Consider the following 16,198-nt stretch of genomic DNA (forward strand, 5'->3'; position numbering starts at 1 on the left):
GAACAAGACCATGGAATTTTTCCGTTTTCGCAAAGACATTCCGTTCATGCAGCGTGCGTTGATTTTCAACGCCATCTCGCTGCTGACGTTCCTTGCTGCTGTGTTCTTCCTGCTGCATCGCGGGCTGCATCTGTCGGTGGAGTTCACCGGCGGTACGGTGATCGAAGTGCAGTATCCGGGCGCCGCGCCGCTCGAGCCGGTGCGCGGCACGCTGGGCAAGCTCGGTTACGCCGACGCCCAGGTGCAGAACTTCGGCACCTCGCGCGACGTGCTGATCCGTCTGCCGCTCAAGCAAGGCTATACGTCCGCGCAACAGAGCGACCAGGTGATGACCGCGCTGAAGGCCGAGACGCCGCAGGTGCAACTGCAGCGTGTCGAGTTCGTCGGCCCGCAGGTGGGCAAGGAACTCGCCACCGACGGCCTGCTCGCGCTGGCCTGCGTGGTGGTCGGCATCGTGATCTACCTCTCGTTCCGCTTTGAGTGGAAGTACGCGGTGGCCGGCGTAATCGCGAACTTGCACGACGTGATCATCATTCTCGGCTTCTTCGCGTTCTTCCAGTGGGAGTTCTCGCTGTCGGTGCTGGCCGCGGTGCTGGCGGTGCTCGGCTACTCGGTGAACGAATCGGTCGTTATCTTCGACCGGATTCGTGAGACCTTCCGCCGCGAGCGCAAGCTGACCGTGATCGAAGTGATCAACCACGCGATCACCAGCACGATGTCGCGAACCATCATCACCCACGGCTGTACGCAAATGATGGTGCTGTCGATGTTCCTGTTCGGCGGCCCGACGCTGCACTACTTCGCCCTGGCGCTGACGGTCGGTATTCTGTTCGGTATCTACTCGTCGGTGTTCGTCGCCGCGGCGCTCGCCATGTGGTTCGGCGTGAAGCGCGAAGATCTGATCAAGGACAAGAAGGAACGCACCGACGCGGACGATCCGAACGCAGGCGCGCAAGTCTGATCCTGCTGTAGCGTCAGACCTCGCAATAAAGAAGGCCGGTTCATCACGAACCGGCCTTTTGCGTTTACCGCCGCCCTTCTGCGGCGTCGCGCTGCGCTATCCCACAGCGGCAACAGGCGCTGCGCGCTTCAGCGAAAGCCGAGCTTGCGACGCGCCGCCATCAGCGCGACGAGGCTCACGATCGCGGCGAAGATCAAGTAGTAACTCGGTGCGGCCTTCGAACCCGTAACGCTGATCAGCCACGCGATGATAAACGGCCCGAAGCCGCCGAAGATCGTCACGGCGATGTTATAAGCCAGCGACATGCCGGTCGTGCGCGTTTGCACCGGGAACATCTCCGAAAGCAGACCCGGCAACGCCGCGAAATACCCGGTCATCAGAAAGCCGAACACGATCTGCATGGCGATCAACGTGCCGAAAGTCGGATGCGCGACCAGATACACGAAGGCCGGGTAGATGAGGACAAGCAGCAGCAGCGCCGACGCCAGCATGATCGTGGTGCGCCCGTGCCGGTCCGACAGATGGCCGACCAGCGGCGAGAACACCATCTGGATCACGCCGGTCAGCGCGATCGCCGCAAACGCGACCGAGGGCGCCAACCCCAACTGCTTCACGCCGAATGTCGGCATGAACAGCACCAGATACGTCGACACCGTGCCCAGCACCACCGCGCCGATCGCAATCAGGAGGCGCAGCTTCTGGCTGGCGAAGGTATCGCGCAGCGGCGTCGTGGTCGTTTCGGCCGCGAGGAATTCGGGCGTCTCGTCGAGCTTCGTGCGGATGTACCAGGCGACTGGCCCGATCAGAAGACCAAAGAAGAACGGCACGCGCCAACCCCAGGAACCCATCTGTTCCGGCGAGAGCTTGCCGGTGAGCAGCACGCCGAAGCCGGCGGCAAGCAGCGTGGTGAGCCCCTGGCTCGCCACCTGCCAGCTCGCGAAGAAGCCGCGCCGCCCCGGCACGTGTTCCGCAAGAAAGGCGGTGGCGCTGCCGAACTCGCCGCCCGCCGAAAAGCCCTGCATCAGACGCGCCAACACGAGAATCACCGGCGCGGCGAGGCCGATGCTCTGATACGTCGGCAGGATCGCGATGATCAGCGTGCCGGCCATCATCAACAGGATCGAGAGCGTGAGCGCGGCCTTGCGGCCGGCGCGGTCGGCGTAGGCGCCGATCACGATCGCGCCGAGCGGGCGCATGAAGAACGACACGCCGAACGTGCCGAGCGTGAGGAGCAGCGAGACCGTGTCGTTACCGGCCGGGAAAAAGAGCTTCGCGATTATCACCGCGAAAAAACCGTACACCACCAGATCGAACCATTCCAACGCATTACCGATCGAGGCCGCGATCACCGCGCGCCACGAATTCTGCCGGCTCCCCGCCAGGCTTGCCGCCGTCGTTGCATTCATGCAGATCTCCAAATCGCGCGAAATATTATTCATGTTGGCTGGACGCCTGAATGCCTGACTGGATGCGCGCACAACCAGTACAGTGCCTGCGCTCTATGTACCCGAAAAATTAAACCAACGCGAGTGCGAAATTGCGCCGTGCCGCCGCATAAGGCTTCCGGCGTTCCAGACGGCCAATAAAAAACCGCTTCGTCGCGAAGGCGAACGAAGCGGTTTTCTGTTGCGGTGCAGCGGCCGCGCGATTCAATGCCTAAGGCTCAAGAAGCGCATTTAAAGCGCTTATTGCTTGATGCCCTCAGTTTGAATATGCAGCTTGGTATCCATACTGAAGCCATATTTGGCACCGAAATCCATGCCGTAATCGGCGCGGCTGAAATGCGCGCTCGCTTCCACGCCGCACACTTCGCGCTTGAGCATCGGATGCTGCATGCACTTGAACGACTCGATCTTCAGATTCAGCGGCTTGGTGACGCCGTGCATCGTCAGGCTGCCGACCACTTCGACCGGTTTGTCGCCGTCGAACTTGATGTCGGTGCCCTTGTAAGTCGCCGACGGATATTTGGCGACGTCGAAGAACTCGTTCGACTTCAGATGCTCGTCGAGCTTGCCGTTGCCCGTGTCGATCGACGCCGGATCGACCGTCACGTCGACGGTGCCGGTTTTGGCCGCGCGGTCGAGCGTGACCGTGCCGGAGCTCCTGGTGAACTTGCCGCGCCACACCGAGAGGCCGCCGAAGTGATCCGCCTCGAAGCTCGGATACGTGTGGGTCGGGTCGAGCTGATAGGTATCGGCGGCCGCAAACGCGCCGAACGAGCAAGAAGAAGCCAGCGCGCCGACGGCGATCAACATGGATGTTTTCAATTCACGCTCCTAGGGTTCTTGAAAAAACTGCCGCGCCCGAACGGCGCGGCAAACGTCACTTGCGTGCTGCAACGATATGAAACTTGATGACCACCTCGTCGGCGACCACCGAGGTGTCTTTCCATTCGCCGGTGCCGATGTCGAATTGCGAGCGCTTGATCGGCAATGAACCGTCGAAGGTTTGTACGGCGCCCTGCTGGGACACCGTGACCGGCACCACCACCGTCTGCGATTTGCCCTTGATGGTCAGCTTGCCGGTCACCTTGAACTGGTTGCCGCCGGCCGGCGCGATCGCGCTCGAGACGAAGGTGGCGGTCGGATACGTCTTCGCATCGAACCAATCCTTGCCGCGCACCTGGTCGTTGTAGCTTTCGTCGCCGAGATCGTAGCTGGCCGCGTCGATGCTGAGCTGCGCGGTGCCGTCGGCCGGTTTTGCCGGGTCGAACTTGACCTGCGCGGTGAATTTACCGAACTTGCCTTCCACCGGCACGTTCATCTGCTTGGACGTGGCTGTCACCGAACTCTTCGCGACGTCGACTTGCGCCATGGCGCTGCCGGCCATCGTCAGCGAGGCCGCGACAAAAGCGGCGAGCATGTAGCGATAAAACGAGACCTTCATGATTGTCCTTATTTGAGGAAAGGGAGCATGCGCGAGAGCAGGCCGTCGCGATCCAGCCATTGATGCTTGAGCGCGGCCGCGACGTGCAACGCGACCAGCACGAGCAGGGTGTAATTCAGCGCGATATGCACGTTCTTCAGGAGCTCCTTGAGATGCGGATCCGGCGCGATCAAGCGCGGCAGCGGAAGCAGCCCGAGGTACACCACCGGCACATTGGCCGCCGAGCTGTACAGATAGCCGGAGGCGGGAATCGCGATCATCAGCACGTACAGCAGCAGATGCACGAGATGCGCGGCACCGCGCTGCCAGACCGGCATGCGGCGCGGCATGACGGGGGCCGCGTGCGTGGCGCGCCACAGAATGCGCAGGACGGCGAGCGCGAACACCGTCACGCCGATCCATTTGTGCCACGAGAAATACTTCAGCTTGGTGGGCGTGAAGCCCGGGATATCGGTCATCACCCAGCCGAGCGCGAAGCCGCACACGATCAGCAACGCGATCAACCAATGCAAGGCGATGGCAGTCCGCGTGTACGACTCCCGGCTGCCGAATGAAGGATTGAGTGCCATGACAGTCAACGCAAGCTAAGAGAGGTTAACGGCGCAACCCGCCCTGCTATTCCAGGTGCCGATGCGCAGCGCATCGGCGCGTACGATCGAACCATGCCTGCTGCGGGACGCGCCAAGGCGGCCATGCTACCCCAATCGGAACAAACTGGCTGCGGCCCTCCGCGGTGCCGCGTACCGGCCGCTCCAGCGCACATGGCGCCCGCATTGAACAATTGGGGACGGAGGCTGTCAGAATCCATGTAGGATCAACCATGGCGACGGCCACCTCGGCTCCCCGTCCGGCCTCGGTGCAACGGCCGTGCGACGGCCGGGCGCGTTTTGGTACTATTGCTCCACCTTTTTATCAGACCTGCCATAGAACGGGCATTGCACGCTTCCCCTCACACCGCCGGCCTTTGCCCTATGGAACATGACAATCTGATCGCGTGCCATGAATGCGATACGCTGTTCCACAAGCCGCGGCTTGTCGGACGCACGGTCGCGCGCTGTCCGCGCTGCGGCGCGACGCTCTATCGCGGCGTGTCCCGCAAGCTCGACGCCATCAGCGCCATGACGCTGGGCGCGTTGATCACTTTCCTGATCGCGCAGGGCTTCCCGATCGTCGAACTGGAAACCAGCGGCATCACCTCGCAGACCACGCTGTTCGGCGCGCTCGTCGCGCTGTGGGGCGAGGAGATGCAGATCGTCGCGATCATGGTGTTCTGCTCGACCATTCTGTTTCCGCTGACTGAGCTCGTCGCGCTGCTCTACGTGTTGATCCCACTGCGCGCGGGTTACGTGCCGCCCGCCTTCAATCAGGTGCTGCGCGCCATTCAGTTCGTGCGCCCGTGGGGCATGATCGAAGTGTTCATGCTCGGCGTGCTGATCACGATCGTGAAGATGGTGAGCCTCGCGCGCGTGATTCCCGAAGCGGCGCTGTTCGCGTTCGGCGTGCTGACGCTGATGTTCGCGGTGGTAGTCACGTTCGATCCGCGCATTCTGTGGGACCTCGCCGACGAACTCGGCGCCCGCAACCAGCGGCCGCTGCCGCGCACCTCCGCCGATAGCGCGGCGGCCGCCGTCAGTTCGGTCGCCGGGCCGCCCGCGCCGCCCGAAGTGGACACCGCGGCGGCGCCCGATGTGCGGAGCGCCGCGCCGTCCGACTTGCCGCCGGCCGTGCCGCCGGTGCCACGTCGAGGATGAGCACGCCATGAAATACGTCACCGCGAAACGCTCGGGCCTGCTCAGCTGCCATGCGTGCGGACGCGTCGAGCCGCGCATCCGCTCCGTCACGCCGCAGCACTGCGCACGGTGCGGCTCGCGCCTGCACTCGCGCAACCCCGACAGCCTGATGCGCACCTGGGCGCTGCTGATCGCCGCGGCGCTGCTGTATATTCCCGCGAATCTGCTGCCGGTGATGCACACCTCGTCGCTGCTCGGTTCCGAAGACGACACCATCATGAGCGGCGTCGTCTATTTCTGGACCTCGGGCGACTGGCCGCTCGCGGTGATCGTGTTCATCGCCAGCATCATGGTGCCGATGCTCAAGCTGAGCGTGCTGGTGCTGCTCACCGTCACGGCGCAGCGCCGCTCGCGCTGGCGGCCCGACCAGCGCACCACGCTTTACCGGATGGTCGAACGGATCGGCCGCTGGTCGATGCTCGACGTGTTCGTCGTCACGCTGACCGTCGCGCTGGTGCGCTTCAAATCGCTTGCCGTCATCACGGCCGGCCCCGGCGCGATCGCCTTCGGCTCGGTGGTGATTCTGACCATGATGGCTTCCATGCAATTCGATCCACGACTCATCTGGGACCCCGTGGACGGCAGCACCCAAAAACCTCAGGATCTCAAACATGACTAGCCCGCAAGAACCGACGCCCGCCTCCGATGCGCCGCGCAACGATTCGAACGGACCGAAGCTGCCGCCCCAACTCCCGGAACCTGAAATTGAACCGCGCAGCCGCTGGCTGCCTTCGCTCGTCTGGGTGATTCCGCTGATCGCCGCGCTGATCGGCATCGCGCTCGTGATCAAATCGGTCACCGAGAAAGGCCCCACCATCACAATCAGCTTCGTCAGCGCCGAAGGCCTCGAACCCGGCAAGACCAAGGTGAAGTACAAGGACGTCGACGTCGGCTCTGTGAAGACCATCACGCTGTCGAAAGATCTGTCGCACGTGCTGGTGCAAGTGCAATTGACCAAGGAAGGCGAAGACTTCGCGGTCAAGGACTCGCGTTTCTGGGTGGTGCGGCCGCGCGTCGGCGCGAGCGGGGTGTCGGGTCTCACCACGCTGCTCTCGGGCGCGTACATCGGCGCGGACGCCGGGCATTCGCCGGATAGCGAGAAGAATTTCGTCGGCCTCGAAACGCCGCCGCCGATTACCGGCGACCAGAAGGGCCACCAGTTCGTTCTGCATGGCGACTCGCTCGGCTCGATCGACATCGGCTCGCCGATCTTCTACCGGCGCGTGCAGGTCGGCCAGGTGGTCGGCTTCTCGCTCGACAAGGACGGCACCGGCGTGACCATGCAGGTCTTCGTGTCCGCGCCGTTCGACCAGTACGTCGGCACCAATTCGCGCTGGTGGCATGCGAGCGGCGTTGATCTGCGGCTCGATTCCAGCGGCTTCAAGCTGAACACGCAGTCGCTTGCCACGGTGATCGTGGGCGGCTTGTCGTTCCAGTCGCCGCCGGGTCAGGGCGTGGGCGCGCAGGCGCCGAACAACATGACGTTCCGCCTCGGCTCCGACGAAGCGGACGCGATGCGCGAACCGGACGGCGTGCCACTGCGCGTGGTGATGAACTTCAACCAGTCGCTGCGTGGTCTGTCGATCGGCGCACCGGTCGATTTCCGCGGCATCGTGCTGGGCCAGGTGACCAATATCGGTATCGACTACGATCCGAAGACGCGCAGCTTCACCATGCCGGTGACGATGAACCTGTACCCCGACCGCCTCGGCAAGCGCTTCCGCGAAACCGCGCCGGCAGCGGGCAGCCTGGCGGGTCAAACCATGCTGCAACAGCTCGTCAAGCACGGTCTGCGTGGTCAGTTGCGCACCGGCAATCTGATTACGAGCCAGTTGTACGTGGCGGTGGATATCTTCCCGAAGGCGCCGCCGGCGACCGTCGACGTGGCGAGCGATCCGCTCGAACTGCCGACGATCCCGAACACGCTCGACGAGTTGCAACTCCAGGTCGCCGACATTGCGAAGAAGCTCGACGCGGTGCCGTTCGACCAGATCGGCAACAACCTGAACAGCGCGCTGAAGAACGCGGATCAGCTCTTCACGCGACTCGACAAGGAAGTCGTGCCGCAGGCCCGCGACACGCTCGCGGCGGCGAAGCAAACCTTCGGTTCGGCCCAGGCGACGTTGCAGCAGGACTCGCCGTTGCAGTCCGATGTTCACCAGGCGTTGCAGGAACTGACGCGCACGTTGCAGTCGTTGAACGCGCTGTCGGATTATCTGGAGCGTCATCCCGAATCGCTGTTGCGCGGTAAAACAGGAGATAAACCATGATGTTTGCCCGGCTCCCCCGCCCGCCGCGCGGGCTCGTGCGCGGCGCCGTCGTTGCCGGCGCTGTGGCCGGACTGGCGGCGCTGGCGGCGTGCTCGTCGCCGTCGAGCCGCTTTTACACGCTGGGCGCCGATAGTGCCGCTGGTTCGGCCGCGCCGGTCAGCGCCCGGACCTCGGCTGCGCCGCCATGGTTGATCGAAGTCGCACCGGTCGACGTGCCGCCGCAGGTGACCAGAAATCAGCTCGTCGTGCAGACGGGACCGACGCAAGTTCAGGTACTCGAGCAGGAGCGTTGGGCTTCGTTGCCCGGCGACGAAATCCGTCGTGCGCTGTCTACGAGTCTGACGCAGCAGCTAGGCACGATCGATGTGTACGGCACGGCCTATCCGGATGCGACGCCGGTCTACCGCGTCAGCATGAATGTGCAGCGGTTCGAGTCATGGCCGGGGTCGCATGCGTTGATCGACGCCGTGTGGAGTGTGCGGGCTGTGCGCAGCGCATCGATCATGACTTGTCGAAGCGTGGTGAGCGAGCCGGTTGGCGGTGGCTATGACGCGCTGGTCGAGGGGCATCGGCGGGCGTTGCAGCGGATCTCCATGCAGGTGGCTTCTGCTGTACAGGCTATGGCGGTTGCTGCTCCTGTTGCTGCTCCGCAGGGGAAGGGGGCGGTTTCCGGTGGCAAAGCTTCCGTCGTGGGTGTGCCGGCTTGTCCTTCTGATGGTGGTGCTGCTGTTGCTGGGAGTTGAAGGCTTCTGGTTTGGGTGTGGGTAGGGGGCTGTTGGCCTTTCCTTGAATTCACGGTGGTCTATGGCGTTGCCCCTGTGCGGGGCGGCACCTACTTTCTTTGCCTGCCGTGTATGGAACTGGGACATGGGTAACACACGTAACGGGACATGGGTAACACATTTTGCCGGTCATTTCGTCAGGTTCAGGTCGATCGTATCGAAGTGATGATGGGCGATGTAGAGGTCGTAACAATCGGGCTGCGTCGTGCTCGGCCGGATGGCAACGGGCAGGTTGTCGAGCGCACTTGAGACCTTGAAGCGCCTTGACCGGAAACGCAGATCGCCATTAATGCGCACGCGCACGACAATGTCCGCGTCGCCGTACTGCAGGGGTGGCAACCGTTCGGGATAGGCGCGCGGACTTGGCCGGTAACGGGTGATTGGCGTGGCCATCTCCAGCGCCTGATGCGGACGCTGTGTGTTGTAGACAGTACGCCAGGTGTCAAATGCGTGCTGCGCGCCACGGAAACTGGCGAAGTGCCTGCCGCTGAGAAGTTCAGCCTTCAGCGTACGGTGAAACCGCTCATCCTTGCCGTTGGTCTGCGGATGCGCCGGGCGGCTGTATGAGAGTTTCACGCCCAGACGGATCAGCCAGATGCCCAGCGTGGTGAGTTGTCCGGGCTGTGCGGGGCTCCCCCACGGAGAGCCGTTGTCGGCATTGATGCGCAACGGCAGCCCATAACGACGGAACGCCTCGCGCAGCCGCTGGCGCACGGCCTGCGTGTTGGTCGGCCCGCATGCGTCGAGCGCGATATTAAAGCGCGAATGATCATCGAGCACGGTCAGCGGTGAGCAGCGCCGGCCATCAATGAGTTCGATCCAGCCTTTGAAATCCATCTGCCACAGGTCGTTGGGCTGCTCGTGCTCGAAGCGCGTCCAGGGGGGCGCCGCCTGCGATGCCTCGGGCACAATCAGGCCGTGTCGATGCAGGATCCGGCTCATGGTGCCAGCGGTGGGCACCGCCGGATCACCAAGGTCGTGCAGACGTCGTTCGAGCTTGCGCCCGCCCCATCGATGCTCGTTACGCAGTGCAACCACGCGCTGCTCGATCTCAGGGGCGGTGCGGTTCGGGCTGCAGAGCGGCCTGCTTGAGCGGTCATGCAGACCGGCTTCACCAGACTGCGCGTAACGTTTGAGCCACTTGTAACCGGTCTTCGCACTGATGCCGTAGCGCCGGCACAACTCGCGCCGGTTTGCGCCTTTCTGCAAGGCCAGCTGAACAAATTCCAGACGTAGGTTCACGGTATCTCTCGGGTTCCACGACATGGTCAGCTCCGGAAAAAACGTTTCCAGAGTGTTACCCATGTCCCGATACACCTGTTACCTATGTCCCAGTTCCATACACGGCAGGCAAAGAAAGTAGGTGCCGCCCCGCACAGGGGCAACGCCAATAGACCACAAAGAATTCAAGGAAAGGCCAACACAGCAAAGACCGCACCACAGTGCCAAAAAGCCCCCCGCAGGCACCCGAGCAAAAGCACACCACCCCGACCGCGTACAATACGCCCTTACCCAATCGCCTTCCGGCAACCTCAATGTCCTTCGATTTCTTCCTCCCTTGCCCACGCGGTCTTGAAGCCTCGCTCGCGGCTGAACTCGCCGAAATTGCGGCCAAACACCTGAACGGCGCGCCGTTCACGGCCGGCGCACAAGTGCCGGGCGGCGTGCATTTCCGCGGAGGCTGGGCTGCTGGCATGGCCGCCAACCTGCATTCGCGCCTCGCGAGCCGCGTGCTGCTGAAAATCGCGCATCGCCCGTATCGCAGCGAGCAGGACATTTACGCGCTCGCGGTCGAACAGCGTTGGGAACAATGGTTCTCGGCGAATGAAACGCTGCGCGTGGACGTCACCGCGATCAAGTCGCCGCTGCGCAGCCTGGAGTTCACCACGCTGCGCGTCAAGGACGCGATCTGCGACCGTCTGCGCGAAGTCAGCGGCGCGCGTCCGAGCATCGACACCGCCATGCCCGACGTGCGCGTGTTCGCCTTTCTCACCGCCACCGACTGCACGCTGTATCTCGACACCTCGGGTGATCCGCTCTTCAAGCGCGGCTGGCGCCTCGACAAAGGCGCGGCGCCGCTGCGCGAGAATCTGGCCGCGGGCATTCTGCGTCTGACCGGCTGGACCGCCGGCACGCCGCTGTACGACCCGATGTGCGGCAGCGGCACGTTCCTCGCGGAAGCCGCGCAGGTGGCGCTGAATATCGCGCCGGGCGCGGAACGCCGCTTCGGCTTCGAGAAGCTCAAGCAATACGAAGCCAAAACCTGGCAAACACTCAAGGCCGCCGCGCTCGACGCAAAGCACGCCGCGCGTAGTTCGCGCGCCGATCTGCAGATCTTCGGCAGCGACATTTCCGGCGACATGCTCGACAAGGCGCGCGCCAACTTTCAACGCGCCGGCTTGCCGTCGATTCCGCTCAAACAGGTCGACGCGCGCGGTATGACGCCGCCAGCGTCCGCAGCGGGCATCCTCGTCGCCAATCCGCCGTATGGCGAGCGGATCGAAGTGCGCGGGCGCAATGCCCGGGGCGAGCTTCGCGAAGGCCGTGGCAATCGTGAAAACCGCGAAGATGAGGGCTTTCGCCGCGTCCAGGAAGAAGCGCCGGACAGCGAATTTTTCCAGTCGCTCGGCGATGCGCTCAAGCAGCGCTTCACCGGCTGGCACGCGTTCATCCTGACATCGGACCGCAAGCTGCCGGGTCAGTTGCGCTTGCGTGAATCGACCAAGACGCCGCTCTTTAACGGCGCGCTCGAATGCCGTCTGTTCCGCTTCGATCTGATCGCGGGCAGCGTGCGGCAGCGGCCGCAGAACGACACGCCCGCGGCTTGAGGCATCGCGTCGCGGCACCTGATCGAACGCCATCGGGTCGCGGCGTACCAACGGCGCCGCGCCAGAACGACTCGTCGACTAGAGCGGGTCAGTCGGCTCGTTGTTCGATCGCACCTCAAAATGCAAATGTAGACCGGTCGCTACGCCGGTCTGTCCAACCGCGCCCAGCAGCTGGCCTTCACGCAGTTGCGAGCCGACTCGCAAGCCGCGTGCGAAGCCCGAATGTCGTGGAGCCGGCCAATTCCCTTGGGACCTCTCGTTTTTTCAGCACCGCTTTTCGTCGCTCCTGCCACCCCTACTGACACCACGCTGTCAGTAGCACCCCCGCACACTCCTCCTCACGCCATCCGGCGCTTGCACGGCCTACCCGCCATCCACAGGAGAGTGACATGTCCGCATCATCCAAAGTTGTTGCATGGTTCGAGATTCCGTCCGTCGATTTCGATCGCGCCGTCCGCTTCTATGAAGCCGCGCTCGACGTCAAACTGAATGTCCAAGAAGTCGGCGGCCAGCCGATCGCCGTATTCGGCTACGAGGAACCGGCCACCGGCGGCGCGATCGTCCACAGCCCGTCGATGACGCCGACCGACGACGGCGTACTCGTCTATCTGAACGCGCAACCGACCGTCGACGCCGCCCTCGCGCGCGTCGAGCAAGCCGGCGGCAAGACCGACGGCCCGGTGATCAAACTGCCGCAGGATATCGGCTATATCGCGTTCTTCACCGACACGGAAGGCAACCGCCTCGGCCTGCATTCGCGGACCAACGGCTAACCGCACTACAACGCTCGTCCGCGGTGGCCGGCAAGCACCGCGTCTGAACGCCGACCGGAGCGCGGCATGCGGCGCTATCATCGCGGGACTGTCCCTGTCCTTTTCTACACGACGCCCACCATGACGCGCCGCGCCGACCGCCTGTTCCAGATCGCCGAACTGCTGCGCGGACGGCGTCTGACCACTGCGCAACAACTCGCCGACTGGCTGAATATCTCGCTGCGCACGGTCTATCGCGACGTGCGCGATCTGCAGTTGTCAGGGGTGCCAATCGAAGGCGAAGCCGGGATTGGCTACCGGCTGAGCCGTACGGCGAGTTTGCCGCCGCTCACCTTCACCGCCGACGAACTGGCCGCGCTCGCTGCGGGCGCACGCATGCTCGAATCGTGGGGCGGCGCCGGCTTTGCAGGCGGCGCGCGCGGGGCGCTCGCCAAGATCGCCTCGGCCATGCCCGCCGATAAGCGCGCGACGCTGGAGAGGCTCGCGGTCTTCGCGCCGTCGTTTCACATCAAAGGGAATTTTTCCGCGCAACTCGACGCGCTGCATCGCGCGATCGACACGCGGCAGGTGGTGAGCTTTGCCTATGTCGATGTGAACGGCGCGGCAACCGAACGCCGTGTCTGGCCGCTTGCTCTCGCTTATTGGGGCGCGCGCTGGACGCTTGGCGCGTGGTGTGAATTGCGGAGCGATTTTCGCAATTTCGGGCTGGAGAAGATCCAGAATCTCCAGATACTCGAACAGTATCCGGATCAGGAAGGCAGGCGGCTTGCGGACCTGCTGCGGCATGTGAATGCCAAGCCGAAGTGACTGAGGATCGCGGCTTGCCGATGCGAGGCAAACCGCGATCTCATTCCAGGCTGGCTTATTCGACGGCCTTCACCATGTCCTCGATCACCTTTTTGGCATCGCCGAACACCATCATCGTCTTGTCCATGTAGAACAGATCGTTGTCGAGCCCGGCGTAACCTGCGGCCATCGAACGCTTGTTCACGATGACCGTGCGTGCCTTATAAGCCTCGATGATCGGCATGCCCGCAATCGGCGACTTCGGATCGTTCTTCGCCGCCGGATTCACCACGTCGTTCGCACCGAGCACCAGCACCACGTCGACCTGGCCGAATTCGCCGTTGATGTCGTCCATCTCGAACACCATGTCGTACGGCACTTCGGCTTCGGCGAGCAGCACGTTCATATGACCCGGCATGCGGCCGGCCACCGGGTGAATCGCGTACTTCACCTCGATGCCCTTCTCGACCAGCTTGTCGGTCAGCTCCTTCAACGCATGCTGCGCACGCGCCACCGCGAGTCCATAGCCCGGCACGATCACCACGGTTTCGGCATTGCCGAGCATGAACGATGCATCGTCGGCCGAGCCCGATTTCACCGGACGCTGCTCCGCCGACCCACCTGCGGCCGCCGCGCCCGCCTCGTTACCGAAGCCACCGAGAATCACGTTGAAGAACGAACGGTTCATCGCCCGGCACATGATGTACGACAGGATCGCACCGGATGAACCCACCAGCGAGCCCGCGATGATCAGCATCGGATTGTTCAGCGAGAAGCCGATGCCCGCCGCCGCCCAGCCCGAGTACGAGTTCAGCATCGACACCACCACCGGCATGTCCGCGCCGCCGATCGGGATGATGATCAGCACGCCGAGCACGAACGCGATCAGCGTCATGATGATGAACGGCAGCCACGACTGTGTGAGGAAGAAGATCACGCCGAAGCCGAGCATCGCAAGCGCGAGCAGCAGGTTGATCAGATGCTGTCCGCCATAGACGACCGGCGCGCCCTGGAAGAGCCGGAACTTGTACTTGCCCGACAGCTTGCCGAACGCGATCACCGAACCCGAGAACGTGATCGCGCCGACGAACGTGCCGATGAACAACTCGACGCGATTACCGTACGGCAGGAAGCCCGGCGCCGTGTTCTCCGGATCGACGAGCCCGAACGCGGACGGCTCCGACACCACCGCATACGCGATACACACGGCGGCAAGACCGATCAGCGAGTGCATCGCCGCGACCAGTTCCGGCATCTTGGTCATCTCGACGCGCGCGGCGACGAACGCACCGACCGCGCCGCCGATCACCAGCGCGACCAGCAGCAGGCCGAGTCCCAAGCCGAGATTCGAGCCGAGCCCCGAAGCCTGTTTGACGATCAGCGCGATGGTGGTGAGGATCGCAATCGCCATCCCCGCCATGCCGAAGGTATTGCCGATGCGCGCCGTCTTCGGATTGGACAGCCCCTTGAGCGCCTGAATGAAACAGACCGACGCGACCAGATAAAGCAGCGTGACGACGTTCAGACTCATTACGCGTTCTCCTTGGCGGCTGCGGTGAGCTTCTTCGGCTCTTTCTTGCGGAACATCTCCAGCATTCGTCGCGTGACGAGAAAGCCGCCGAACACGTTGACCGCCGCGAGTGCGACCGCGAGCGTGCCGAAGAACTTGCCGGGCGTGCCTAACGTCAGACCCGCGGCGAGCATCGCGCCGACGATCACTATCGCCGAAATCGCGTTGGTCACGGCCATCAGCGGCGTGTGCAGCGCGGGCGTGACGTTCCAGACCACGTGGTAGCCGACGTAGATCGCCAGCACGAAGATGATCAGGTTAATGACGGTGTGGTTGATGACTTCCATTCCTCTCTCTCCTTTGTCGACCGGAGTTAGCGGTTTAGCGCCTACTCTGGTCCCATGCAGCATGGCTGCTATGCCTTGCGCGTGACTTCGCCGTCGCGGGCCAGCAGCGTGGCCGCGACGATATCGTCCGCGAGATCGATGTTCAGGGCGCCTTCCTTCGTGATGATCAGCTTGAGGAAGTCGAGCAGGTTGCGTGCGTAGAGCGAGGACGCGTCGGCGGGCACCATCGAGGCCAGATTCGTATAGCCGACGATCGTCACGCCGTGTTTGATCACGACTTTGTCCGCCTCGGTGAGCGGGCAATTGCCGCCGCGCTGGCCTTCGTACTCGCCACCGCGACCTGCGGCGAGGTCGATCAGCACGGAGCCGGGTTTCATCGCCTGCACGGTTTCGACCGAGATCAGTGTCGGTGCGGCGCGCCCCGGAATCAGCGCGGTGGAAATCACCACGTCGGCCTGCTTGGCCCGCTCGTGGACCAGTGCCGACTGGCGCGTGAGCCACGACGGCGGCATCGGCCGCGCATAGCCGCCGACGCCTTGCGCGGCTTCGCGCTCCTCATCGGTTTCGTAGGGCACGTCGAGAAACTTGGCGCCGAGCGACTCGATCTGCTCTTTTACCGCCGGGCGAACGTCGGAGGCCTCGATCACGGCGCCGAGACGCTTGGCGGTCGCAATCGCCTGCAGACCGGCCACGCCCGCGCCGAGAATCAGCACGCGCGCCGCTTTGACCGTACCGGCAGCGGTCATCAGCATCGGCATGAAGCGCGGATAAAGTGTGGCCGCCAGCAACACCGCCTTGTAGCCGGCGATGTTCGCCTGCGAGCTCAAAACATCGAGGCTCTGCGCGCGCGTGGTCCGAGGCGCGGCTTCGAGCGCGAACGCAGTGACGCCCGCAGTCGCCAGCTTTGATGAGTTTTCGGTATTAAACGGGTCGAGCATGCCGACTAGCGTCGCGCCGCGCTTGAGTAGCGGCAGCTCGGCATCGGTCGGCGACTGGACCTTCAGGACCAGATCGGCGCCGAACGCGGTCGCCGCGTCGACGATCTCCGCGCCGGCGGCCGTGAAGGCATCGTCAGGAAAGCTGGCGCCGGTGCCGGCGCCGCTCTGGATTGTGACCCGGTGGCCCTGGGTCACGTACTTCTTGACCGTTTCGGGCGTCGCGGCGACGCGGGTTTCGTGCGCGCGCGTCTCGGCTGGCACTCCGATGTGCATCTTGTTCCTCCTCGACTTCCTGTTTTACGACAGATGAGCCGACGAGGCACGCCG

At 63.6% G+C, this 16,198-nt stretch carries 17 protein-coding genes; 8 read left to right on the top strand and 9 right to left on the bottom strand.

The features are described from left to right. Window positions 1–10 precede the first annotated feature (10 nt). Window positions 11–961, top strand: coding sequence for a protein translocase subunit SecF (gene secF, locus RI103_RS16785; RefSeq protein ID WP_310813037.1), 951 nt, complete (start codon window positions 11–13; stop codon window positions 959–961). Between the two features lie 128 nt (window positions 962–1,089). On the opposite strand, the gene RI103_RS16790 is transcribed toward secF, so the two are convergent. From RI103_RS16790 to RI103_RS16805, 4 genes are all read right to left on the bottom strand, one after another. After that, a complete protein-coding gene (locus tag RI103_RS16790) occupies window positions 1,090–2,367 on the bottom strand; it encodes an MFS transporter (RefSeq protein ID WP_310813038.1) in 1,278 nt (425 codons plus the stop codon). Between the two features lie 279 nt (window positions 2,368–2,646). After that, entirely contained in the window at window positions 2,647–3,216 is a 570-nt protein-coding gene (locus RI103_RS16795; RefSeq protein WP_310815263.1) for a YceI family protein, read from the bottom strand. Between the two features lie 67 nt (window positions 3,217–3,283). Then, complete coding sequence (locus RI103_RS16800) at window positions 3,284–3,847, bottom strand: YceI family protein (RefSeq protein WP_310813039.1); 564 nt, start codon at window positions 3,845–3,847, stop codon at window positions 3,284–3,286. An 8-nt stretch (window positions 3,848–3,855) separates the two neighbouring features. Continuing rightward, window positions 3,856–4,416 (bottom strand): cytochrome b, encoded by a 561-nt coding sequence (locus RI103_RS16805; protein ID WP_310813040.1) that lies wholly within the window; start codon window positions 4,414–4,416, stop codon window positions 3,856–3,858. A 402-nt stretch (window positions 4,417–4,818) separates the two neighbouring features. Here RI103_RS16805 and RI103_RS16810 point away from each other — a divergent pair, with 402 nt between their 5' ends. Genes RI103_RS16810 through RI103_RS16825 form a run of 4 tightly spaced genes read left to right on the top strand, consistent with a single transcriptional unit; the run spans window position 4,819 to window position 8,650 of the window. Then, entirely contained in the window at window positions 4,819–5,598 is a 780-nt protein-coding gene (locus RI103_RS16810; protein WP_310813041.1) for a paraquat-inducible protein A, read from the top strand. A gap of 7 nt (window positions 5,599–5,605) precedes the next feature. After that, window positions 5,606–6,256 carry a paraquat-inducible protein A gene (locus tag RI103_RS16815; protein ID WP_310813042.1) on the top strand — a complete coding sequence of 217 codons (651 nt, stop codon included), beginning with the start codon at window positions 5,606–5,608 and terminating at the stop codon, window positions 6,254–6,256. Then, window positions 6,249–7,907, top strand: coding sequence for an MlaD family protein (locus RI103_RS16820; protein WP_310813043.1), 1,659 nt, complete (start codon window positions 6,249–6,251; stop codon window positions 7,905–7,907). The genes RI103_RS16815 and RI103_RS16820 overlap by 8 nt, the downstream gene beginning before the upstream one ends. Then, window positions 7,904–8,650, top strand: coding sequence for a PqiC family protein (locus tag RI103_RS16825; RefSeq protein ID WP_310813044.1), 747 nt, complete (start codon window positions 7,904–7,906; stop codon window positions 8,648–8,650). The genes RI103_RS16820 and RI103_RS16825 overlap by 4 nt, the downstream gene beginning before the upstream one ends. A 168-nt stretch (window positions 8,651–8,818) precedes the next feature. Here the strand turns inward: RI103_RS16825 and RI103_RS16830 are convergent, their stop codons facing one another. Then, window positions 8,819–9,955 carry an IS481 family transposase gene (locus RI103_RS16830; RefSeq protein ID WP_310813045.1) on the bottom strand — a complete coding sequence of 379 codons (1,137 nt, stop codon included), beginning with the start codon at window positions 9,953–9,955 and terminating at the stop codon, window positions 8,819–8,821. A gap of 269 nt (window positions 9,956–10,224) precedes the next feature. Between RI103_RS16830 and RI103_RS16835 the strand changes: the two genes are divergently transcribed. Further along, a complete protein-coding gene (locus RI103_RS16835; protein ID WP_310813046.1) occupies window positions 10,225–11,517 on the top strand; it encodes a class I SAM-dependent RNA methyltransferase in 1,293 nt (430 codons plus the stop codon). Between the two features lie 78 nt (window positions 11,518–11,595). On the opposite strand, the gene RI103_RS16840 is transcribed toward RI103_RS16835, so the two are convergent. Further along, a complete protein-coding gene (locus tag RI103_RS16840; protein ID WP_409076951.1) occupies window positions 11,596–11,721 on the bottom strand; it encodes a M23 family metallopeptidase in 126 nt (41 codons plus the stop codon). Between the two features lie 185 nt (window positions 11,722–11,906). On the opposite strand from RI103_RS16840, the gene RI103_RS16845 reads away from it, so the two are divergent. Further along, on the top strand, window positions 11,907–12,290 hold the full coding sequence (locus RI103_RS16845; protein ID WP_310813047.1) for a VOC family protein: 384 nt from the start codon (window positions 11,907–11,909) through the stop codon (window positions 12,288–12,290). Window positions 12,291–12,356: 66 nt separating this feature from the next. Continuing rightward, complete coding sequence (locus tag RI103_RS16850; protein WP_310813048.1) at window positions 12,357–13,097, top strand: YafY family protein; 741 nt, start codon at window positions 12,357–12,359, stop codon at window positions 13,095–13,097. 55 nt (window positions 13,098–13,152) lie between these two features. Here RI103_RS16850 and RI103_RS16855 read toward each other — a convergent pair whose 3' ends face one another. From RI103_RS16855 to RI103_RS16865, 3 genes are all read right to left on the bottom strand, one after another. Continuing rightward, window positions 13,153–14,607: an NAD(P)(+) transhydrogenase (Re/Si-specific) subunit beta gene (locus tag RI103_RS16855; RefSeq protein WP_310813049.1), complete on the bottom strand. Its 1,455-nt coding sequence runs from the start codon at window positions 14,605–14,607 to the stop codon at window positions 13,153–13,155. Then, entirely contained in the window at window positions 14,607–14,933 is a 327-nt protein-coding gene (locus tag RI103_RS16860) for an NAD(P) transhydrogenase subunit alpha (protein WP_310813050.1), read from the bottom strand. Before RI103_RS16860 ends, RI103_RS16855 begins: the two co-directional genes overlap by 1 nt. A gap of 68 nt (window positions 14,934–15,001) precedes the next feature. Beyond that, window positions 15,002–16,144, bottom strand: coding sequence for a Re/Si-specific NAD(P)(+) transhydrogenase subunit alpha (locus tag RI103_RS16865; protein ID WP_310813051.1), 1,143 nt, complete (start codon window positions 16,142–16,144; stop codon window positions 15,002–15,004). Window positions 16,145–16,198 lie beyond the last annotated feature (54 nt).

This window comes from Paraburkholderia sp. FT54 (assembly GCF_031585635.1).
Taxonomy (GTDB): domain Bacteria; phylum Pseudomonadota; class Gammaproteobacteria; order Burkholderiales; family Burkholderiaceae; genus Paraburkholderia.